This window comes from Mesomycoplasma dispar (assembly GCF_000941075.1).
Classification (GTDB): domain Bacteria; phylum Bacillota_I; class Bacilli_A; order Mycoplasmatales; family Metamycoplasmataceae; genus Mesomycoplasma; species Mesomycoplasma dispar.
Genome location: NZ_CP007229.1, coordinates 416,704 through 443,335, shown reverse-complemented (window position 1 = coordinate 443,335; position 26,632 = coordinate 416,704). Strand labels below are relative to the sequence as shown.

Annotated in this window: 4 protein-coding genes; 3 read left to right on the top strand and 1 reads right to left on the bottom strand. The window is 31.3% G+C overall.

Translation table 4 applies throughout. From position 1 onward, the window contains the following. Positions 1–45: 45 nt before the first annotated feature. Positions 46–885 carry a Rho termination factor N-terminal domain-containing protein gene (locus tag MDIS_RS01665; RefSeq protein WP_044635765.1) on the bottom strand — a complete coding sequence of 280 codons (840 nt, stop codon included), beginning with the start codon at positions 883–885 and terminating at the stop codon, positions 46–48. A gap of 1,263 nt (positions 886–2,148) precedes the next feature. On the opposite strand from MDIS_RS01665, the gene MDIS_RS01655 reads away from it, so the two are divergent. The 3 genes from MDIS_RS01655 (at position 2,149) to MDIS_RS01640 (ending at position 26,432) form a co-directional block, all read left to right on the top strand. Beyond that, complete coding sequence (locus MDIS_RS01655; protein WP_129640136.1) at positions 2,149–2,388, top strand: hypothetical protein; 240 nt, start codon at positions 2,149–2,151, stop codon at positions 2,386–2,388. A 1,130-nt stretch (positions 2,389–3,518) separates the two neighbouring features. Further along, on the top strand, positions 3,519–14,618 hold the full coding sequence (locus tag MDIS_RS01645) for a fibronectin type III domain-containing protein (protein WP_044635361.1): 11,100 nt from the start codon (positions 3,519–3,521) through the stop codon (positions 14,616–14,618). Positions 14,619–14,684: 66 nt separating this feature from the next. Then, positions 14,685–26,432 (top strand): DUF1410 domain-containing protein, encoded by an 11,748-nt coding sequence (locus MDIS_RS01640; RefSeq protein WP_044635360.1) that lies wholly within the window; start codon positions 14,685–14,687, stop codon positions 26,430–26,432. Positions 26,433–26,632: the final 200 nt, after the last annotated feature.

The window sequence follows — 26,632 nt, the reverse complement described above, 5'->3', positions numbered from 1 at the left end:
ACCAGAAAGTAATTATACCAAAAAAGATTAATAAAATTAAAAAAATTACTTTTTATTTTCTTGTTCTGCCAAAATACGGGTTAAAAGATCGATAAGTTCCGGTTTTTTTAAGTCTTGATAACCGGAAATTTCCAGTTTTTGGGCAATTTCGTGTAAATTTGAAAGTGCTAATTTTTCTAATGCTTTTTTGATCTTTTCAGACTTAGATGTAGGTTTTTTTTCAGTTTGTTCTTCTGAGTTCGTATTATCATTAGTAGAACTTCCGTTATTTATATTTATGTTGATATTTTTGATATTTTCCTCGCTTAAATCAAAAATATTCATAAATTTTGAAAAAGCTTGTGGATCTTTTTTTAATTCGCTAATTTGCTCTTCAAAAACTATTATTGAACGTGAAAGTCTAAAAATTGATTTAATTTTTAAAACTCTTGAATAAAAATAGGGGATTAAAATAAAGACAAGTCCAGAAAGAATGATTTGAATTACTAAAATTGCAACAAAATTTTCGTTTTCAGGTTTTAAATCGCTAACCATTGACACTGTTGAAATTATAATCGAAAGCGATGCAGACATAAAGGCGACAAAAGTCACAAGAAAAGATCGATTACCAATGCTTGCAAAATCCTTTTCTCTATAGGAAATAAAAAGTGAAACTAAATAAAAAGATAATGTAGCGCCTGTAAATAAAATTGACAAAATTGAAAAGACACGCGCTAAACTTTTAGTGTCGAAATTTAAAAATAGTTGAACGCCTAATAGAGCAACTAGCAAAAATAGCAAGACCGGATAAGTGAAAATTCAAATTCGGTATTGCTTTTTTTCGTTTTTTCATAACTCTTCAACAGTTGGAATTTTTTTATTTCCGAATGGGTTTTCTCAAATCATAATTCCTCAAAAAGTTTTTCTATTTATAATAATTATAAAATAATTTAAAGTAATTAGTATAAAAAAATAAAAAAATATTAGATTGTCATAAATATTTATTGTTTTAGTTGAAAAAAATTTTACCATATGAAAAAACCCGGTTCTGCCGGGTATCTTTCACATGGTGGAGGTGCGGGGAATCGAACCCCGATCCAAATAAAAAAATTTAATAGAGTCTACAGTTTAGATTTTAAAAATCAAAAATTAAGAATAAGAATAAAATTAATAAATCAAAGGAGTTGAAAAGTTTAAAACGAGTAATTATCGAATCTAAAATAGATAAAGATTATACACTATTTATTTTTTACAAAAGGAAAACTTAAATTATAAAAATTAAAAAGGATATTTACTAAATGAAACTTTTTTTAGTAAATTAAACGTAAGCGAAATTATATTGATTATTTAAAAGATTGTAATCAAAATTAGCTTCGTTTATAGATTTATTCGAGTTTTTTGCGTTTTAATTTATACGGTTTTATGGTCTACCAAACCACTGCATCTAATAAATTTTATTAATTGTCAAATCCAGCACACCCCCCGTTTTGTTTATAAAGTTTAGAAATTCTAAAATTGATTGACTAAATTTTTCTAGAAAGAAAAACCCTAACCAATCAATTTAAATTATAGCATAAATTAAAACTATTTTAGCAAATTTAGTAATTAAATTTAAAATTAAAAATTTTTTAAAAGACGAGCATTTTTACGGGGATGGATTAGTCCTGCTGTAAAACTAAATGCTTTAATTTTTAATATAATAATTAAATATTTAATATTATGTAGATATATTATACAGAAATATAGCCGTTATTATGTCAGTGTTTATAATTTCCTGTTTTGAAAATGGGTCTATTTATGATTTTGTATTGTTACACTCAAAATTCTTAAAACAGGTTATGTTTTTATTTTACAACTCGGAAAATAGGGGGTTTTTTGGAATTTTCGGTATTCCTAAAGAAAAACAGCGGAAAAAGCTAGTGAAAAAACTAAAAAGCACTAATATTGACAAAAATTTTAAAATTAAGATTTTAGTCCCAAAATCTAGCGCTTGTTTTTCCGAAAAGAAAGAAGCAAAAATTAAATTATGACATTGACATTGAAGACAAAGTGCTTGAAATTTTAGATAAAGGCACCATTACCAAAATACAAAAAAGGCTTAAAATTGATTATAGCATCAAATTAAACAGAGCTATAATTCGCAAAATTTTAAACAAAAACGGCTTAAAAATGAATATTTACAAGAAAAAAGCAAAGCAGAAAATAACAGACTTAAGTGTTCAAAACCACAGTTTTGCTAAAAATCATTTTAGAAACGAAGAAGACGAAAATTCTGCCAGAATGCATCTAAAATATGCTAAATCGTTTTCAAACGATGTCTCAGAAAGCGATGTTAATTTTTCCTTAGATTATCACTATAATGGTAAAAGTAAAAAAGCCGAATTTTTAGCCGAATTTTTCGGGTTATAATCACACTCGTTAAACTTTTTAGCAGCTAAAAAATCATTTTTTTAGCGTAAAAACTGTTAAATTAAGTAGGTATTTAGGCAAGCTTTTTACAAAAAAAAAAAAAAATTCTAAAAAATTTTAAATGTAGTATAATTTGGTTATCGAATTAAAAATTAGTCAATATTAGTTGCTAAATTTTTAGTTTTAGAAAAATTACTATCTCTGAGAAAATCAATGGTGTTAGTTTTACTAAAATCCATTGATTTTTTATCTATTAAAAAAAGAAAAATTAACTTTTTCTAAGAACAAAAATTTTTACTTTAGATAAAATAAAGGAGAAGAAATGACTGACAATAGCACCACTAAAAAAAAAAAAAAAAAGGTGGGAAAAATCTAAAAAACGTGCATTAGCACTATCACTTTTAGCATTCGGCGGGTTTTCAATTGGCTCATTCGGTCTTCTACCTTTTCTGCTAAAGTCCTGGAACACGCTCCAGTATAACATTGTTGATTTCAAACACATTAATCATAACAATGCAAGTTACGAAATTGAATTTGCACTAAGCGATCTTGATGCCTATAAGTTAAATTACCAAGATCTAAATGTCGATCTGACAAACGACCAGGAAGGAAAAAATGTCGTTGTTTCGCACATCGCAAACTACGATGAGTTTTCGCGTTCTTGAAAAATAAATTCAAATTATACTGGCCTTAGTTTCGGGAAACGTTATTATTTAAAAGTTTACCTTGATGACAAAAAGCAAAAACGTTTTGCGGCAAAAAAAGTAATTGGTTTTGGACAAAATGTTGCCAATTTTGTTGATACTCCGCCTGCGGTTAGCACGATTAATTTTCAGTCAAAAACACCTTCTACAGCATCAGTTTCGGTTAAATTTGCCGATGAAGCCGCGAATTTAGAAGGGAAAAAAGTCGCCCTTGAGTATTATTTTGTCCTTAAAAATCAAGAAGATAATCTCGAAAATAAAATCAATAATGCTCAAGAAATTCATACTTCTTATGTTGATTCTGCCACTGTTAAAAACGGTGCCGCCGAGTTTAGTCTAAATAATTTACACCCTGGACTTGATTATAAAATCAGCGCAATTCGTTATGTTGATAGCGAAAATCGTAGCGAAATTCCGTTGCAGCCGATGCAGAAAATTCCGCTAGATCCAAAGATTGACTTTGAAAAAGATAAGTCAAAAAAGGGTCTTTTTGAGACAAAAACGGCAAAATTCCGTTTAATTGCAACAACTTTAGTTGACCAAAATTTATCATATTCGCAAAAAAGACTTACTGTTAATTTCGCGAATTTCGATAATACTGCAATTATTCAGAACAAACCAATCACATTGAATTATAAAAATGTTGAAACTGGGCAAAAATTTTCAAGTAAATCGTTTTTTAGTGCTAATTTAGCCAGTTTTGACCTTGATAAATTAGATCCAGGTTCTACTTATCAAATTGAAAGTTTCAACCTTGAGTCATCAACAATCGAATTTAGTAACACTTTTTCGAAAAATTTCTACACTCCAGCAGCAATTATTGACTCAAAAATTGCAGTTGGGGCAACTTTTGCCGATGTCGAACTTAGTGTGGCTTCTGCTGATGACTTAACTGATAAAAAGGCACTTTTATATCTTGATGACAGCTCAATTGTTCCTGCATCAGCAACTTTTTCAAAAACTGATAAAAATAATGTTTATAAAATCAAACTGCAGCCAAAAGGGCTTGTAAATGCAACAAAATATGCCCTTGATAAGTTAATTTTTGCCTCACAAATTCCCAATTCGGTTTTTGCAACCAATCACGACGGCTTTGATTATCGCAATGTTAGTTGGGAAAATGATTTAGAAATTAGCTCACCAAAGCGGAATTTTGTCACCAAAATTTCCGATTTGAAAACTTTTATTAAGTTAGAACCAAAAATTTATCCAACAAAAGTTGAATATACTTTCGGATTTTTGCTAGAATCTTCATACCTAAATGATAAAAACCTCTATTTATATTATTATAAAAAAGATGAACCAGGAAAACTTTATAAGTCCAAAGTTGCGCGTGCTCAAGGTTCAGAGATAAAATTTGAACTAAGTGATTTTGAAGTTTCTTCGGTTTATAAACTTGATAAAATTGAAATTGAAAACCATCCTGAATTAGCGGTTAAAATCGAATTTGATGAAAGCAAAGAATCAGCACAAAAACTAAAATACGATGAATTTTTTATTAAGTTTCACGTTAATAAAATCGAATTTGAAAATATTACCGAAACAAGCGCAAAAGCAATCGTTGAAATTCAAGGTGATTTTAAAAATATTACCAAAAGTGGAATTAAAAATCAATTTAGTCCTAAATTAGTTTTTGGACAACCTGGTTTTGCTAATCTTTCAAAATCAATAAGTGTAAATTTGGATAGTTCACTAACTGCAGGAGCTGGCACCACAGATCAAAAAAACTATGAAATTAAGGACAATAAATTAATTCTTTACTTTAAATTAGACAATCTAGATCCAAAAACTGAATACCAAGTAGCCGATCTTGAAATTCCTGAACAAACTGAATTTTTTAGCTCTTCAGGAATTTTAGAATTAAACGCAAAATTTACAACTGAATATCAAAAAGTTAAGATTTTCGGGTCAAATTTTGACTCAATTACTGAAAATTCAGCGATAGCAACAATTTATTTTGATCCAACTTTCAATAGTTATTTAAATGGTTATAAATTTAAAGTCAAATTCAAAGACGAAGATGGAAAAACTGTTTCTTATCCAAACGAGGCTAACAATAACACTGAAAGTTACCAGAAAGTTGAAAATAATCAAATTAAAGTTAGTCTAACCGGATTAAAACCAGGGCAAAAATACACTTTTGCCGGTCTAGAACCAGCACCTGGACAAAATGCAGACGGACTAAATAACCTTAATTTCGAATATTTAGTTTCAGAAACAACAAACTCCCAACGACAAAAATTCGAAACTGCCGAAGACAAAGCGCCTTATGTTTATACGACAACCGACATTGCATCAGTTCAAACAAATCCTCAACAGGATGCGGCTAGTGTGACGGTAAATTTTACCACAAAGGATCCAAAATTCAAAGAAAGAACAAATTCTACCCAGAAAACCGCGGTAATTTTCGTTAAAAACAACGCAACCGGTGGTATAGCAAGCGCGACGGCGAAAATAGAATTTAAAGACAACAGCAATTCTGCGACATTTAATCTTAAAGAACTTTCCAAATTGACTCATCACACAATTACTGAAATTTTGATCGATTCACAGAAAATTCAATTTGCTGAAAATTTGAAACAGGAAAACGCCGAGCAACGTAATTTTAACACTGTCGCAACAACGGCAACGGTGGAAAAAGTTGTTCAAACAGAGAAAAAACACAATAAAATTGGACTTGAATTGTCTTTTGATCCGATCAAAGATCGGTTTTTAGAAGGTGATGAAGTTCAGGTTAGTTTAAGAAATAAAAGTAGTTCAAAAATTATAACAACGAAAGCAAAAGTTGATCAAAATTTAGTGTTAAAATTGGATTTTACTGAAAATGTTGAGCCTGGAACTGAATACGAAATTAGTAAAATTTCTGATCTGACAAAAGATAAAAATATTCAAACTTCAGTAGGATTTGAGATTAAAAAAGCCGAGAATTACGAGCCAAATCTTGCAGATCCAAAAAAAGATGACCAGAAAATCTATTCCGCTCCAGAATTAAAAGAATTTAGTGTTAGTGAAAACAAAGATGAAACTGTAAAAGTGAAACTTACTTTTAACGATGCCGAAAAAGTTCTTGTTAAAAACAACGGCAACGGTGGAGTGAATAATCAAAACCTTACATTATTATTAAAAAATACAAAAACAGAAGCTATTGTCACTGCAAATGGCCAAGCTCAAGAAAAAGATGGCACAATTTCTGCTGAATTTACATTTTCTAATCTTGATCGAAATGTAAAATATGAACTTGTTTCAGTCAATGATTATTCTAAAGCTGATTCAGAAATTTGATACAATAAAGATACTTTCACTGAAGGTAAGAAAGATTTCACCGTTAACGTTGATAAAATTGAAGTTAAAAATCTTGTTTTTTCAGAAATTAAGCAAAATTCTGTTAAGGCTCAAATTTATTTCGATCCAATTCGCGATAGTTATTTAGCAGAAAAAGAAATTGAGGTTGAGATTGGCGAGGACAGCGATCCTGTTGCGCAATTTGTTCAGGTTCAAGGAGTGGTAGAAAATTCTGCTCCTGAAATGAAAAAAAGAGTGAAAATTACACGCTTACAGGACGGAAGATTAGTTGCAAATCTTGACTTTTCAGGACTAAAAGAAGGTTCTGATTATAAAATTAAGTCATTAAAACTTGACAAGGGTGCAATTCAAACTAATGAAGATAACAAGGAAACCGGACCTAAATTCGAAATTGTCAACGAATTTAGCACGGCAGATTCAGTTGGACAACATCGTCAAATTGGTGAAATTAACGATGCTTCAAAACAAAAAACCCTAAAATTTGCCACCGATGTCGTTGTTTCTGATGTAGAAATTAATCCAAATGCTGCTGGCGCTGCTCAACAAGACAAACAACGTTCTGCCACAATTAAAGTAACTTTTTCAAATTCAAATAACGAAATTCTTAAACTAAAAAAAGATCAAGTTGCTACAATCACTTTAATAAATAAAGCGACTGGAAAACTTGTACTAACTTCGGCAAATATTCAAGCTGAAGAATCGACTGTAGGAAACAAACAAACCAGCGCAAGCGCAACTTTTGAATTTCGAAACGATTTAGACAAACTTACAAAATACGAAATTAGTTCAATTCAAGTTGTAAGATCAAACGGAATTTATTCAATTCCGTTTTCATCGACGATTCAAAATGATGAAAGTAAAAAATCATTTACCACCCAACTTGATTCAATTACGGTCAAAGATATAAGTTATACCGATATTTCTTCGACAAGCGTTTTACTGACAACTTTTTTTGACTCACTCGAGGATAACGCGCTAAATAATCGTTTTGAGGCGGAATTAGAATATGTTTTAAAAGGAAGTCAAGAAGTTAGAAAATCATCGAAGGTAGACATTTCGAATAATCAAGCAACTTTTACAATTGAAGGGCTTCAAGAAGCAACTGGTTATGAAATTAAAGATTTAAAATTAACGAAAAAAAGTACACCTGTTAGAAGTACAAGATCGTTGACTCGAATTCGCAGACAAGCGCCAGAACCAATTCAAAATGTAACAGTTAAATTTGATCAAACTGAAGTTGAAGCAAAAAACAAAAAAGATTTTGCCACAAAATCTTTAATTTCTGAAGTCAAAATTGACTCGGGGTTGATTCCGAAAAAACCAGCAACAGTTCAAATTGACAAAACAAATCTATCTGATACAAGCGCTGGAATCGAACTTAAAATTAAAGATCCAAAGAAATTTTTTGCTGATTATGGAACAGGAAAAACCAAAAACGGCCAACAAAATCAAATTCGCCTTATTATTAAATCAAATAGAACTGGGGCAATTGCCGAAACTGGGGCGCAAATTGAATACGATGAAAGCCAAAGTACCGCAACCGCTAAGTTTAGCTTCGAAAATCTGGAAAAATATACAATTTATAATCTTGTTGATATTTTCATCAACGGCGTTCCAGTTGGGTTTTTAAATAGTCTAACGGAAGAACAAAAGCAATTTCATACGACCGCCAAAGAAGTTTTACCCGAATTTATTAACCAAACCGAGTTTAAAAAACACGGTGCCGTTGTTAGAATGGTTTTCGATGTTAATAAAAACTGGTTTTTAGTGGGAAATAAAGTTAAAATTAACTTTAAAAAGTTAGGGGAAACTGGACCCGATGATCCAGAACTAACCGCCGAAGCCGTTGTTCAAAATGACGGACTTGCCGTCTTTAATATAAATAAGGAAAATGTTAAAACTAAAGTTCCGCAAGGAACAAGATTTGAAATTTCGAAGTTAGAATTTGAACCTGAAACCAATTCTAACCAAGAAATTGTCAAAAATTTCCCGTTAAATAAAATCACTGGAAGTGATCAAGTTCAGGTTTTATCAGCAAGCGCTGGAATTCAAGCAACAAGAATTCGTAGCCGCCGCGATGTTGTTAGTTTATTTGCTGAAGGTGATGTTGAAAATCAAACTGAAAATGTGGGAAGTCAATTTCAAACTGTGCAAACTCAGACAGGACAGAATAATTTTGCTGCTGTAAATCTAAGAACAGAACCGCTGCAAACTGGAGGAACAGGCACTCAAAGTCTTACTAAAACTTTTGACACCGCTGCTTATATAACAAAAGTGGAAAAAGTAAATTTGGCAGGAACAAACGGTGAGATTAAAATCACCTTAAGTTCAACAAAACTTTTAGAAGGCGCTGCTTTAGCGTCAATGAAACTAAAGTATATTGATATTAGTGATGGACAAGAACATGAAGCAGTCCTTCAAGGTCGTCCGGCACTGAATTCTTCAACTTCTGAATATACTTTCAGCGCAACAAATTTAACTCCTTTAAATTACTACCAATTAGTTTCAATTACTTACGAAAATCAAGGGCAAAATGTCCAAACAATTAACTTTGACGAGGATCAAGTTTCTTATCAAGACCGACTTTTTCGGACAACGCCGACAGGTTTTGCTGTTGTTGATATTAAATCAACTTATAATAAAACAAACAAAACTGCTAATGTTAAATTGCAATTAGATGATCAAGTAACTAAATATCTTGAAGGGTATAAAGTTAAAATTTCCTATAAAAGACAGGATGAAACAAATAATTCAATCCCAATCTCGACAGTTGAAGGAGTAATTAACTCTGATGGTTCAGTTAATGTTGTTCTTGATGATCGATATGAGCAACAAGGACAGAAAAGTTTTTTCCTTCCAATTCGACCTGATACTACAAAAATTAGTGAAACTACAAATACATTAGAAACAGATTTTGGAATTCAAAACATCGGTGGAGTTACTAATTTAAATAAAAACATTGATTCTGAAAAACTTTTTGAAGGCTTTAAATATAAAATTGAAAAAGTTGAACTTATTCAAAAACCAGATGCATCTTCAGGTGGTCGAAAAAAACGTTCAGTTCAAGATCAAGATTTAATCGAGTTTAACGCTGGATTTACTAAAGAAGCTAAATTTGAAGCCAAAAGTTCAACTCCTCAAACTCAGGGGCAACAAACATTTGAAGAATCCAAAAAAACAATTGAAACAATCCCAATTTCATTATATGATCAGCTAATTTATACTGAAGAAAAAGATAAATCTTCGGGGATTGATACCAAAATTTATGCCTATTTTATTTCATCAGATGAGCTACAAGATCAAGACAAAAACCACTTCAAAGTTCAACTTTATAATAAAACACTGAAAAAATACGAAACAATTACTAAAGCAACTTCGATTAAAAAAATTAATGAAAATAATGGTAAATCTCATTTCTATGTTGCTACCTTTAATATTAATTTAAATAAAGCTTCGCTTTACGAAATTGAACATTTTGTTTATAAAAATCAAAAAATTGATCAGTCAGAATATAAAACCCCTCGGGTAGAAAAAACTGAATTTACTACACCAGGGAAAAAAGCTTGACTAACCAATTTTTCGCAAATTGGTGCTTACGAAGATGATGCCGCAACTGTTTATTTCCAATTTGATGAAAAAGATGAATATCTTTGACGAAACAAACATAAAATTGAATTGGAGATTACTTCTGAACCAAATTCGGCTTTACAACAACAAACACAAGTGCAAACTCTTAAATATACTTTTGTGCCTGAAGGTTCGCTTACAAAGGTAAGAATTGATAAAAATTCTAATAAAGATCAACAAAATTCAAACCTTGAAATCAAAGAAAATACCGTCTATAGAATTACTAAATTTACAATTAAAGAACCTGAAACAAGCGCTAGCCAAAGTCAAGCAAATTCGCCTGAACAAAAAAATAATAAATTAAAAATCGACACTGTTAATCAACAAAATACCGCAACTCCTACCAATCTCGGAAATGGACAAATGGAAGTTAAAAAAGTTGAATCTGCTGAGGTTGTTAATTTTAAAGCTGATCAAAAAGATGCCTTTTTTGAAACTAAAGCTAAATTTGATTATCAAGAAGAGACTAATTTCATTCAAAATCCCGATAAAAATGCTGATGGAAGATCAGCAACTTTAGAATTTAAATTTAATGATAAATTTTTACAAATTCCGAAAAAATTCGCAACTATTACAGTCGCTAAAAAAGCTAGTTCTTCTTCTTCTTCTTCTTCTTCTGAAGAAATTAGTTTTACTTCAGAATCTGAATATGAACCTAACAAAAATCAAGGGAAACTTACTTTCAAATTAGAAAATCTTGATCGCTTCCAAACTTATGAAATTAAAAAACTTGAAATTGGTGGAATTGAATTTGAAAGTTTAAAAGGACAAGTTTTACAACCACCAACAACTAAAAATGAGTTTACTCCTGTTGCTCAAAAAATTTATGTTGCTGATTTAAAAGTTGATGGACTTCGAACTGGAAATCAAGATCATAATGGAACCGGATCTCCGCCGGTAGCAGAAGATGGGTCAAAAGTATTTGGAAAAATTAAAGCCTATTTTGATAAAAATGATGCTTGATTAGAAGACGGGAGAGTTAGTATTACTATCAAGGATATAAATTCTGGCAGGGAACTAACAAAACTTGATAATATAACTATAACTAATGATAGAAAAACCCCAGCAACACCATATAAAGTCGAAATTGATATCGACAAACAACTTAATCAATCTAGTGGTGGTGTTGCCGGAAATACTCCAATTGAACCCGGAAGTAAAATTGGTCTTGAGTTTAAATTAGAAGAAGCTAAACATGGAACTAACCTTAAAAATAAAAAGCCAAACGATATTTTAATTGAAATTCCTGAAAAACAATACAATTTACAAACTGCGCCTAAAATTGAAAAAGAGATCACAATTCCTACTGTAATCGAATCTGTTGAAGTTAATAAATTAAATGATGATAGCGCTAGGTTAAAAATTAAACTCAAAGGTGATCCGGCTAATTTCTCTCGGATTGTTGATAACCCAATTGTACTAACGATTGAACCTGATCCTAATAATGAAACAATGAAAAGGAATTTTGGCGCTGGTAGTTCAAAAATCCCGATTGAACTTAAAAATACTTCTTTTGTGACTAATTTTGTTGATAAGTCAAAATTCGAAATTGAATATGATCTTAAAGATCTTATCCCCAATTTAGAATATAAAATTCTAAAATTACAAGCTCAAGGAATTGAGATTCCTTTTGGAGCATCAGACTATAAGTTGAAAATGAAAGGATCTACTACAAGCTCACATAGTGATCCGAAAACCTTTAAAACTACTTTCACTAATCTTTCTCCTGAAAAAATTATTTTAATACAAAAAACAAACGGCCAACCAGATCGCGGTAGAGAATATGTTGATGAAAATCTTGAACTTAATCTTGATCCAATTTCAATGTGATCGCTTGCTGGTAAAGAAATAAACGTTAAATTCAAGCCGTTAGATTCTAAAGGGCGTGAATTAAGAGCAGGCACATCGACAAATGCTCTAGAACGAGAATATAAGTTTCAAGTTACTCCAAATCAAGCACAAAAATCACTAACTGCTATTTTAAAACAAAAAGTTACTGATGATAATGATCTAAATCTCTATCCATCAACAACCTATAAAGTAAGTGAAATAAGAACAGTTGATAACAAAATTACTTTAAATCTTGATGATGCCCAAAAAGCAAATAATTTGCAATTTACCACACAGTTAGCACAACCAGAATTAAAAGAAGCCCAAATCACTAATTTCATTAACAAAGAAGGAAAAGAAAACACTTTTGAACAACAAATTTACTTTGCTTTCGATGATCCATATCGTGCAATTGATGAAACATCAATGAAAGATTGGAAAATAATTTTACAAGGTGTAACCGATAAAAATAAGCAAAATAATATAAATGATGCTGGTAGTTGACAAGAAGTAGTAAAATACAACCCACAAGCTACTAGTGGAGATGTTTATATTACAAATCCAAGAGAATTAAAACAATTAGAATTTGAATATAATGAAGATCCAGAATTACAACGTGTTTTAATTGAAATGAAAGAAATTGAAGAAAAAATTGCGGTAATTAGTGAAAGGATATTAAATTTTGAACGAAGTGATCAAGAAAGAATTAATACTGTTAAATCACTTGCAGATTCACAATATCAACAGGATTTTGTAGAACAATTAAAACAAGAGTCGAGACAAATTCGCACTGAAATTCAAACAAGAAAAACAGAATTGGAGGAAAGAAAAAAAAAATTAAATGAATTGCAAATATATAAAAACTATCTTCAACAACAAAAACAACAAAAACAACAAAAACAACAACATCCTGATCGTAGATATTTTGTTTTCACCTTAAAAGGAAACGCATCTTGACTAAAATATTATAAAATGCGAGTTGCAATTCAATACAAATATTTTAAGGATCATAAAAATCGAAAAACATCCGATTTTAGTAAATTAATTAGCAAAATAAATACAAACCAAACTCAAAATTCTAATAAAAAAAATATTTCGATCGTTAAAAGTATTGAAACAATTGATCTATCCAATTTTGAAAAATACACCAATCGTATTCTGCTTAAAAAATCAATAATTAAACCCTTAAATCAAGTTGGTGCTTACATTGAGATGGAATTCGATGATCCCAAAAAATTATTAAATAATTTGAATGGAAAATTCACAAATGCAAGAATTATAGACAAGAATGATTTACAAGAATGATTCGAGTTGTCTTCTAATATTCTTTTTGATGACATACAAAAATATCAAATTAGAAATCCAAATGTAACACGGGGAAATAAATATAAGGTTGACTCCTCTAATGATAATGGTTTTAATTCTGTTCCAAAAAATGGTTGAACAGCTCCAGGATCTGTTGGAAATAAATATAATCTAGAATTTCTTGTAAGAGGATACGATTACTCACTTGACAATCCTTTTAAATCATTATTATCTAATTCAAATCTTAATTACGTAAATTTAGTTGATAATATTAACAAATCAATTGAACCTAAATTAGAATTAAAAGAAAACAAGCCACAAAATAACTTTTATACCTTAAGATTAGCAAAATTTGATGCAAACACAAATAGCACTTCTGTAAAAATTGGATTAATTATTACATATTATTGAACAAACCCGGAATCGTTTGGATCAAAAATAATTAATATTTTTCCCAAACTTTTAAGTGGCAATAATAACATCGACGAAGATAATAACCTACAACCATTAATCCCTACTTTATCAAAAAATGTTAATTTAACATTTATGACTTCACCAATTGTTAAAAAAGAAGATCCGTATTGAGGAAATTTTTGAGCTAATCCATCTGGGAATGTTTGGCACACATCGGAAATTAGAAAATATGATCATACTAGAGCTGAACATATTAAAATAATTAATGAAAATTTCAGAAAATCTCTAATTAAAAAAATTGATAATAATTTCGGTAGATTTGATTTTACGAAAACACTTTTTCTTGGGCCAACAGGACCTGTCAAAAAAATAGGTGATTCACCTGAAAAAGCAGATGATAATATCGCTGAACAGACACGAGTAATTGACAACACCGGATCTCGAAAACGTTTAACAATCTATGAGACCGTAAACAATGAATTCCTGGGACGGAAAACTCGAACCCCATTTGGAATAAAAAGTATTAAATACGAAAGAAGTGCTAAACTTTTTACTATTTATTTTAATTTCATTTTAAACAATATTGAAAAAATTCAGGAAATTATGCCAACTGTTTCGTATGCAACTTTTATTGACCAAAATGGAAAAATTTATTTATTTGGAAATAAAAATGGCCAACCCATTAGATTGCAGGATGATATACAAATTAACAAAAGTAAAAGGGAAATGACACTTTTGGTTAATTTAGCACCTCTAAATTGATCAGAAAATGAACTTCCGCCTGCTGAAACCAATTTAAACTTTGTTGGATTACTTGTTTTTCCATACTTACCAACTAATTTTAAGGAAAATAAATTTCTTAGAAAATTAGTTGGTCAAGATTCATACAAAATTGGTGGAGAATACAATGAATTTTTACAAGGATTTGAAAAAAAACAATATCTTTTCCCTATAAAAGACTATGACGGCTTACAAGTAGATGCCAAAAACCCTTATTTTGTTCCTTGAGTTTCAAATGAAAATGCTTGAGATCGAATAACTTACTAATTTAGAACTTTAAAACAACAAAATAATGAAATTTCATAAATTTTTCACTAATTTAGGAGATCAATTATGAAAAATGAAGCTAATTCTAACCAAAACAGCAAAACTCTTAACAGTCATTTAACAAAAAAACTACTTGCCGCCGGTGGTTTTGTCACCGGTGCCATTGTTTCTTTATCGCCTTATCTTGCAAAAATAATCTCGCCGAAAACGATTTATGTCACCGATTTTGTCGCTAATAATGTCACGGCAAACTCGGGAGAATTTAGTTTCAAACTCCAAGGAAAAAATCAAGCCGATACTGCCTGAGTTAAAAAAGCCGACCTCGAACTTGTCTATATTAGCAAAAATTCGCGTTATCAAGTTAAAACTAAAGTCGAATACGATCCAAAAACTAACAGTTTTTTCACTTTTGCCGATAATTTAGTCGGCGGTTCGGTTTATGAAGTTCAGCTAGTTGCTGCTAATAATCCAAGATATTATTTCAGTTTTACGAACAGTTCGCAATTTTTTTCGACAAAAAACCAGGTCGAAAAATTTAGTCATTATGATATCGAAAATGATACAATTTTGAATCTTAACTTATTTGATTCACAGAATTTATTACAATCTGCGAATTTAATTCTTTATTATAAAGAAGTTGGTACCGACAAAATTCTGACTGCAAACGGACAATTTAGCAGCCAAACTGAAGAAAAACAGGCAAGTTTTGTGTTGCGAAACCTTAAAAAGACAGCAAAATACGAAGTTGTTGCAATCAAGTATCATTTTGACGATCCAGACCAAACTTTTGATCTCGAAATTTCCCCACTTGCTAGTCGTTTTTTTGCCGCTAGTCCGCTTGGGGGAAAAATTGTTAATTTAAGTCAAAAATCTTACGGTCTCAATTCGGCACTAGTCGAAATTTCGCTTGCACTTAATAATCAAAAAGTAAAACTGGAAAAAAACGAGAAAATTAACCTTGAATATTACTGAAAAGACGAATCTGGCGCTCACCAATTCGGGGTTGCCAACGATGTCAGTCTCGTTTTTGATGCTAATAACAAAATTTATGCCAATCTTGATTTAAAGCAAATTCCTGGAGGGGCGAAGTTTTGAATTTCGCGAATCTGGAATAATTCAGGAACACTGGCAATTAAAGTCGAAAATAAACTTTCGTTTATTTCAGCGCCCGAAATTGCCCGAATTAAAACTTTCGTTGATGGCAATAACACTTCCAGTTTTGATGTTAAATTCAACGATCAGTCGTTACTTTTAAACGGAAAAGACGTTAAAATCAACTTTTTTGCCGATGACAGACCAACAAAAATGCTCTCAGCAATCGGTCAAGTTGTCGGAAATAAACTGTTTTCGTTTGCGAAAAACTTAGAAAAAGAGAAACATTTTACAATTTCTTCGCTCGAAATTGTCAATAAAGCAACTAATTTTGACGAAAGTGGTCAACAGCAAACTAGCACAATTTTCTTTTCACAAAATTTTGACCAAAAAGAGAAAAAATTCTTTACCCACGCAACGAGCGCGCAAGTTGAATCGATTACAACTGATAAAATTAGCGAAGATTCTACGCGAATTAGCGTGGTTTTAGACTCAATTGATGATTTTATTAAAGATAAAATTGCCACTTTGTACTTTAGAGTTGCTGGATCGAATAGTTTAATCAAATCCGAGGCTCAAGCTTTTAAAATCAACGGCAATAAATTAGTACTCACCTGAGATCTCATCAATTTAGAGCCAGGGACAAATTATTTAATTGACTCAATCGGGATCGCCGATGCAAATCAGCAATTTGTTAATAAATTATACCTAAATTTTGGCGCTAATATCGGTGCTGAAAAGCTAAACTGGACGACAAAACCAGCGGTTTCTTCGATTAGTTATATCCCCAGAAGTGAGAACTCAGTTGCGCTAAATATTGCAATTAAAAATATTCTTGAGCCATTAAAAACAGCAAAAATTAAGTATACTGAGTTAAAACCAGGCGGACAAACTAGAACAATTCAAGCTCAAATCAACAATAATTCCATTATTTCCAATTTGTTAGTTGACAATCTGGAAAAAGGTCTAGATTATCGTATTGATTCAATCGAAATTGATGGTTATAAATCATCAAAAGGTGATGCTGATATTCTCAAAGTTTCAAAAACAATTACACCCGCACAGCGAATTTTTGGAGTTCATGCGCCTTTGGTTTTGACTGAAATTAAAAACACATCAGAACAGCAAACTAGCGCGAAATTAGAAGTTAAATTTAGTCCTGAAACAATCAAAGCAATCGGAAATAATAGGGTAAAAGTTTATTATTCACTTGCTGGATCATCGAAATTGTTAAGTGCTGAGGCGAGTTTAGGAACACAACAACAACAACAAAACAAAGAAAGTGTCACTTTTGAATTAAAAGATCTCGAAATTGGTTCAAAATATAACATTAATTCCGTTGTTTTAGTTCGGGAAATTCAACCTTTATTGCCAAATCAGCAAACAATTACCACTGAAAGAAATATTTTATTTGGGGATGCAAGTCATCAATTTCAACCAAGTCAGTCATCATTTTTCACAAAAAGCGCCGTAATTGAAGTCGGTTATGATAATTCTTACGAGCAAAGAGTGATTGCAACTTTTACACTCGCGGATGCCAAAGGTGATTTTTTAGGGAAAACTGCGAAGTTAAAATATACACTTAAAAAGAAAAATGGGGATGAAAAACAGGCAGAATCTGCTCAGAAAAAAGAAGGTGAAATCACCGCGCCCGTTGTTGGCGCAAGAATTCGTTTCGATATTACCGACCTTTATAAACAAGGTTTATACGAAATCGATAAAAATTCACTTGAAATTGTGGATGGAACAACCGCTGTTGCTGCCCCTGCTGGTGCCGCAGTTCAGACTTCAAGTCGCGTTCGGCGTGAAGTTAGTCAGTTTCAAGCTCAACAGAATCAAGCAAAAATTATTCCTTTCAAAGAAAACTTGCTTGATTCTACTGAAAAATCACAGTTTTCAACTATTCCAAAAACGGCAAATGTTACAAGTTTGACTTTAAAAAAGAGAACAAAAAACACTGCCGAATTCGAAATTGAATTCGGAAAAGAGTTTTCAAAAACTGCCGAAGTTGTGCAAAGCGCGGAAAAACTTGACGATTTTCTTAATACCCAAAAATTAAAAGTTCGCTTTAAAAAATACGGTGGTGAAGAACAAGTCCAAGAAGTTCAAGCCACAAAAAATGTCGAAACCCAAAAAACAACTTTCAACCTTACAGGTCTCGAAAACGGTCAGCAATACGTAATTCTTGGTTTTGAACAGGTTAAAGAAGAAAATTCAGAAAAACCTGAAGTAAAAATCAATCTTGATGATCTTGATTTTTACAAAGATCAAGTAATTGCGACATCTGCAGTTATTAAAAAATTAGAAGTTGATACTTCTGTCGAAACCCAAGCAAAAGTTCATCTCGAGCTCAAGGATGGCGGAAGATATACTGCTGGGAAAAAAGTGACTGTTGAACTTGAGAAAGTTGATGGAACTGGCGGGGGAGCACAACAAGTTGGACAAAGTTCAACTTTTAAACAAGAAGCAACTTCACTTAACGGAATTTATGATTTTACCTTCTTAAATTTAGAAAAAGTTGCAAAATATAAAATAAAATCAGTAAAATTTGAAAAAGATCCCGAAATTCAACCTCAAGCTTCACAAGCACAGACTCAGGCAGCAAATCTTGTACTTTCACGAAGCAAACGTTCTTTAGTTGATCCAAATATTCAGCAATTTAAAGCGGTTTTTGTTAATGTTCAAACTGCTTTAACAAATGAAGAAGAAATTGATCTTCTTGAAAATCAAGAATCAGAATTAGAGCCTAAAAAAACCTTTGTAACTAGTGCTCAAAGTGCAAAAGTTACAAAAATTGAACATGAAAGTCAGCAAACTACAAGTCTTACAGTCAAATTAACCTTAGATAAAATTGATGATTATTTGGGAAGTAAGCAAATAACCTTAACTTACAAAAATTTAAGTCAAAATAAAACCCAATCAACTCAAGATGCAACTGTAAATGAAGGAGACAAAACAATTTCTTTCCCTCTAACCGGACTCAACCCCGGTGATCGTTATGAAATTGAATCACTCCAGTTAAAAGATGAAACTACTGGCGTTAGAAACGAAAAACAACTTAAAAAATCAGAATTTAAGTTCGAATTTGACAAATCACCTACCACACAAGCAGGATTTGAGAAGCAATTTTTCTCACCAATCCCAAATCTTGCTGAAATTAAACCAGAATCAACTTCTGAAACTTCGGTTAGAATTACTGTCAAATTAAACGATAAAGCAGCAAACTGAAACGGAAAATTTTTGCAGATCAAGTTAGAGTCAAAAAATGCAGTTCCACCACAGTCTCAAAATTCAATTTATACTGCTCAAATCGCCAACGGACTTGCGGTTTTTGAAATTAGCGGACTCCAAAAAGCAGGAAATTACGAGATTAAGGAGATGAAATATTCTGATAATCCAGCCGAAAATTCTGCAAGTTCAATTCAAGGTCAAGATGTAGAAGGGTTTTCAAAAACTCATAATCCCCAACAACCTCAAGAAAAAATTAAAAAAGAATTCGAACTCGATGCCGAATCAGCAACGATTACCGATATTTCTTATAAATCCGATAATTATTCCGCCGATGTTACTGTAAAATTTGATTCAACAGAAACTTTTTTAACAAAAGAATCTAATGGTAAAAAAAGAAAACTAAAGTTTTACTTTAAAAATAGTCAAACCGGCGAAGAAGTTACAACTGAAAAAGAATTTGAAAATCAAGAACAGCAACAAAAACGAATTCAACAGCCAGAATTAACTCTTAACTTAGGTGGTCAAGCGGCTGCAACTGGGGTCGGCGCTGTTCAAAACAGTCCTTTAAAAGCAGGAAGTCTTTATTTATTAACTAAAGTTGAGGATATAACTGAAGAAGGCGGGCCTAAAAAACTTAAAACCTTTAAATTTGATAAAGATCTTGCTAGTTTAACTCCGGCACCGCAACCTCAAGCACAAACCCAAACTCCCGAAGTGCTTTCAAAACTCTTTTTTGCAACAAAACCAGAAATTATTGCCTATTCAATTGAGAAAAAAGATGAAACAACCTACGTTGCTAATTTCGATATCGCCGATCCTTTAGCGGGAAGAGATATCGAAAAAGGTGGATTTGAAGGGCGAAATGTAACTGTAAAACTTGAAAGAGTTTTTGAACCAAATGGCGAAGAAGCAAAAGAAGATAAACCCAAAGAGATACAAGTAGAATCTACAGTTCAAAAATCAAAAATTAACTTTGAAATTAAAGATAATTTTACTGGTTTTGAAAAAAACGCTACCTATAAAGTAAAAAGTGTTGAATGGGCTGACAAAACTAGTAACCGCGGCACAGGTTCTCAAAAAAAGGATCCTACTGTAAAACTTTCCAAACCTGATAAAAATACAAACGGACTTGGAACTCAAAACTTTGAAAATTTTGCTATTAAAAAACTCGATGGAAGTACCGATTCCAACATCGAAGGAAATGTTGCTGGAAATGGGCGCAAAAAATTTGGCGATAATTTCATCATTAAACCTGAATCAGCTAAAATTATAAATATTGAAAAAAATGACAAAAAAGATAATTCAGCAATAATTACTGTATCTTTTGATCCAAAAGATAAATATTTAGAACATTCAGATTATAAAGAAAAGTTAAAACTTGTTTATTATCAAGTTGGTGATCCGGAAGAGAAAAAGGCTGAATTAAAATTTGAAAGTGCTCAAGATGATGCTGTCAAATTCAAAGCGGATTTAACTGATCTTAGCGGCGGAAATGGTTATCGAATTGTGCGAATTGAAAATGATGCAGCACAGGCTCGTTCCCGCCGTCGCCGTTCAACAGATGCAATAACTAATGCACAAAACCAAATCAATTTTTACTTTGATGACCAACAAGTTCAAGAAGATAACAAAAAATTTGCCACTTTACCAATAATTAATTCAATTTTGCAGTTCAGAAATGATAAAAATCCAGAAGATTATGATTTTCTTTTAACCTTAAAAGACACTGGCGATGTTTTTAAAGATAAAACAAATATCAAAGCTAAAATTCAGTATAAAAAAGTTGTTGATGGAAATCAAGCAAAAGCAACTATTGAGGAAGTAGTAGCAGAATTACAAAAAGTTGGACAAGGTGGAATTTCTAGCCAAAATGAGAAAAAATCTGATGAAGAAAATCTTGAAAAAAGTACCACTTTTAAATTTACACTAACGGGACTTGATATTTTTGCCCAATATTATATTGAAAATATTGCTTATGATAGCAATAGCAGTACTGATAGTATTCTAAATAAAGCAAAAAATCCTGCTCAAGTTACAAACTCCGAGTCTTCCGGACTTTTTAAATTTTCAGATGATGCCGAGAAAAAACGGGCATTTGTGACTTTCCCCGATAAAGTTGAAATTAAAAAAGTTGATATTAAACCTGATTTTGCACAAAATACTGCCAAAGTTGAACTCACTTTTGATGCAAAATATAAACCTTTTTTAGAAGTTTATAGAAATTTTACAATTGCCTATAAAAATCCAAAAGGAATCACGCAAGAAGTTCAAGTTGATAAAGATAATTTTGTATCTAATCCAGATTTGAGCAGCGGCGAACCCAAAGTCGAAGTTACAATTAATAACATTTCTGAACCAGGTCAGTACATAATTGACAGCCTTAAATTTGCCGATGAAAAATCACAGCAAATTAAAGCAATTTCTAATTTAGAATTACCGCCAGTGGCGATTAAAGAAACAATTAGTATAAATGACCGAAGTTTTTATACTAATACCAAAATTATTGCAATTCGGAAAAAACAAATTGGCGAAAGACACGCACTGATTGAATTTGTCCTTGATGATCCAAATGGATCTTTTATTGGTAAAAAAGTAAGCGGGACTTTTATTCCAAAACTAGATCCTCCGCAAACTCAAGATCAAAGTAAAACTAGAACTGAAAGCGTTACAATTGTTGCCGATGAAATCGGCAAAACTTCAAAAGCGGTCTTTAATCTTAGAAGTTTGATCAAAAATACTGAATATACAATTTCAAAATTAGAATTTGAACAAGGACAAGGCCAAACAGGCGGGGATAAAAGTCAATTTGCTACAAAACAAGACCTAAGTTTTGATGATGCTAAAATTTTAGAAGAAGAAAATAAAGATAAACCTGAAAATAAACGTGTTAAAACTGTTGAAAAAATTAAAAAATTTAAAACTAAATTCCGAAAAGCAAAAGCACTGGGAATCACTTACCAATTAGATCAAAAAAAATTAAACCCGACTCCTTGAAAAAAAGCAAAAGTTCGTGTGTTTTTTGGTAAAATTGATACTCCATTAATGGAAGGAAAAACCAAAACTGAATTAAAACTTGTTTATCAATCGTCAAAAGCGGGAATTTCGAAAATTTCAGAAAAATTTGTTGCTGCAGAAAAAAAACTAGTCAAAGATTTAAAAAAAGAACTAAAAAAGGATAAAACTTGAAAAAACATCATTCCAAAAAAGGCCCATTTTTATTATGAATTTGAACTTGATAACTTAGACTCAGGAGCTGAATATACCGTAATTGGTCTTCAAGATAAAAAAAATAAAATCAAAATCGGACTACCTGCTCCAGTTGGAACAACCGTAAATGTTGCTAGTTTATCTAGTCGATCTCTTGCTCCTTCCTTTACTTTTAATACCGCGCCATTAATTACAAAATTAGCTTATGTTTCTCACGAGCACAAAGTAAGACTAATTTTTGATGTCGAAAACTCACAAAAATTAGATTTTAGTAATTGGTCAATGGAAATTAAGTATAAAAAACTTGACAATCAAAAAAATAAATATGGATGAACTGATCCATCAAATGGTAGAATTCAAAAACCTTTTACAGTTAGCAAAATCAAACTTAAAAAAGTTGTTGATCGCGGACCAGTTTCTCAAGATAGTGATGCTTCAATTACCAGAATTGAAGCTGATCTAAAAGGGCTTGAAAAAGGAAGTTGATATTTAATTGATGAAGTTAGCATCGCTGATCCTAAAAATAAAAAACAAGCTTTAAGTCTTTACATTGATAAAGACAAAATGCAACCTAATGACAAAAAAATCTCAACTAGAGAAAGCGAAAAATGGCAAACAATTGTCAATACTTCAATTGAAACTGCAACAATTTCTAAAGTTAAAACATCGACAGACAAAAATGGTATTCAAGTTGAAGAAGGTGGTAAAAAAGTTGCCAAAAAATCCCCCGAACTCCGTAAAGGTTGATTTGAAGTTGAATTTGATAAGAAAGATCTTGCTTTCTTAAAAGATAAATATAATATTCAACTTGAGCTTGAATCAGTTGAGAAAAAACTTTTTTATACAAAAACAGTTCCAATTTCTTCTTCTAGTGGCAGTGGTGTAACTACTAAAGTTGTCGTTGAAGCTGATGGTCTCATTCCTGGGGATAAATATATAATTAAAAATTATATATTTACTTTAAAACCAGGAGAACAAGATAAATATGGGGTGAATTTACCTGCTAATTTAATAGCAAAACCGCCAAAAAATAAAGACTCTATTAATCTTCTAACTAAAAATGCAATTAAGTCAATAAAACACGAGCCAAAAGCCGAAGGTCAAACGGATATTACTGTCGAATTATATAATAATAACGGAAATCTTGATGGTAAAAAACTTAAATTAAGTGCCCAAATGGACACAAGATCAGGGAATGGAAAAGTAAGTGAAGAATGAAGGAAAGATGGACAAAAAGGGCTTAAAGTTTCGGGCGAAGGCAATGTAGAAACAAATTCTTCTGGCAAAGCAACTCAAAAGAATAATATAGTCAAATTTAGTATAAATTCAAACCTAAAAAAAGATAAAATCTATAATATCAAAGAAATTACCGTTGATGATGGTAATAAAGGAAAAAAATCGGAAAAACTTACCTTTGATACCCCAATTGATAACGAATACGCACTACAGCGTCGTTTTTATTCAAAAGCGGAAACAGCAAAACTTACAAAAACAACTATTTCGGAAGTTACTTATGATAGTGCCAAAATTGTGTTAGAGTTTGATAAAGAAGATGTGTTTTTAGATGGTGATACAATTACTTTGTATTTAGAAAAAACCGATAAATCTCAATCAATCGGATCGACTACAACAATCACTTCAAATTCAGGTAAAAATAGTAATAAACTTGAGGCTACTTTTAATTTTTTGAACACCCTTGAAGCCGGAACTAAATATAAAATTAAAACGATAACTTCTAAAACTGTTAATTTAAGTGTTGAACAGAACACAAAAGCAGTAACCCCTGATTTAGCAAGAGGTTGAAAATCTTCTTCTTCTTCTTCTTCTTCTACTACTACTACTAGTTCAGTAGACCTTGAATTTATTACTAAGCCACTAATTACTGATATTAAAACAACAGAAATTCAAGATACTAGCGCCAAAATTGAAATTGTTGGCTGAACAAAAGACTTAACTGATGCAGGATTTACAGCAAGTCTTACGGTTAAGGAAAAACAATCTAGTTCAGGACAACAACAACAACAACAACCCAAAACTGGTCAACAAGATAATACTAGTCAAACTAATAATTCACGAAAATTTAATTTTACTAGTCTAACTAAATTCACCGAATATAACCAAATTACTTTAAAAATTAGAGGTGGAAGTGGTAATGTTGCTTCTGTTAATTCTGAACAAGAAGTCGATTTTGCTCCCGAAATTTCATCTGGTGCAAAGCAAAATCTACGCGAATTTCGCACAACTGCAAAAGATTTATTACTAGCAACTTCTAATCCTGTTAAGATCATCCCGATTACAACAACAAGTACTAATATCGAAATCGAACTTCAAGAACAAGATGCTAAATCAATTGCAGAAATTCCTTTTATTTTAAAATATAAGAAAGCATGACCAAACGTTTATGCAAAAGATGCGCTAGAACAAACATCCCAACCTGTATTGATTAATACTGAAACAAAAAAATTAACATTTAATCTTGGTAATTTAGAAGCGGGAATTGTTTATAGTATTGAAGGGCTAGAACCATTGGATCCGGCTATTAGAAAAGATCATCAAGTAAGGGAAGAAACACTTAAAGTTGAAAAAAACTTATTAAAATTATTAGATGAAGTTGCTAATACTCCGTGAAATCCATATCCGCAAAATGGGAATAAGAAAAAAATCTATTTTACATCCATGAATAAGCCGGTTAAATTAGAAAGAGGATGATCTGTTCCTTTAAGATATGATTATTATGAAGGTGAGCAAGTTTATATTCGATTTAATAAAGAATCAGCGACTGCGATTAATGAAGAGTGATTGAAAAATAATTTAACCTTAAGATTGATTCCACACAAAACTTTTTCCGCCTCCTATGTAAGTCAAAATCCTGAAAAACTTATAAAAAGATTAAGTCAAAGCAAAGCATATTCAGAAAAAAATAAAGGTGTGTTAAACGATGATTTAGAAATTGCTAATTTAGAGTGAAATCCCGAAACAGCGATTGCTAAATTTAAATTACTACCTTGATCTTTAAAAGCAATTGTTGGATCAGAACTTGAAATTTCGATAAATGATAAAAATAATTATCCAAAAGATCCTACTTATGCAAATAGCAACCCGTATCCTAATCCTTCCATAATATTACGAAAACAGTCAATTAGATTCAAGGTATCAACTCAAACAATGGTTGTCACACCGACAAATGTTGATTATATGAACCCTGGATTAATAGGGTTTTCATTTGCAATTTATGATCCAGCTGATTTAATAGAACCAACAGGAAAAGATTATAATCCTTTCGGTGAATTTACGAGCCTAACACCTTATAAAGAACAAAATTGACTAAAAGTTATTGCTAATAATGGTTGAAAACAAAATGTAGGAAGTCAAATTGAAAGACCTGAAAGAAATATATTTAAAAATCCAAGTAGTGGTTTTAATGGTAACCCTTTTATTATTGATATTCCAGAAGAACCAGTAGCAATAAGAACAAAGACTAAATTCAAAAAGGATAATAATGGTGTTAAATATTTAACGCTATATTGAAGAATACCAACAAATCTTGGAAAATTCCAATTTCCAGAAAAATTCAAAAATGCAAAAAATCTATGATATCCAGCTGGAAAACTTGTTAGTTTGCCAATTTCGCTGCAATTTAAAACAAAATCAAAGGATTCAAATTTTGCTATTTACTCTTTTGTTGCAAAATCACCTTTTGCAACACCAGGATTTATTATGCCATATTCTAGTAATGTTGAACCTCATGATGCTATTTCAATCATAAATCAAGGCGTAGATTATCAAGCAAAATGAAAAAAAAGTCATACTGATGATTTAATTCCGCGAATTACAAAACGAGAAAGAAATATTTCAAAAGTATTTTGGTCTGCTCCTTCTTATAGTGAATGAACTACAAATGAAGGCGATTTAAATACTATTTTTTATCAAAATCGGAAAAATCCTATTCTTGCTAATGGCACAAACCAATTAGCAATAAATACAGGAGATCCACATTGATCTAGAGGAACAAGATATACAGGTCATAATTGAAAAATTTTATATGTTAAAAATAGGGAAGGTCATCAATCGAAGCCAACCATTGAAAAAGTGGATGCAAATTGGAATTACCAACAACAAGCAACATATTCTTTTGGATTTGAAAATCAAAGAGCAAGATCTTCTTGGATTATCTCAATGACTACCAATCCCCAAGGTTATCCTTTGCTTTACGATCCAATTAATTATTATGATATGTTAGGTCCGTTCGAGGTTCCGGAACTACCTGATAAGCAAATTAAATAGGGTGCAGAAATTAGTCTAAAATTGGTTTAAAAATCTGAATTTTCCTATTGCAAAGGTTTAGTTAAAAAGATTAAAATAGTATAGAAAATGAGACATATCATTATTTTTAATTATTTTTAAAATTTGGGAATATTAAATATTTTGTGTCTTAAGGTAAATCTATTTTGATAAAATTTATCATAAAGAACTAAAATATGAAA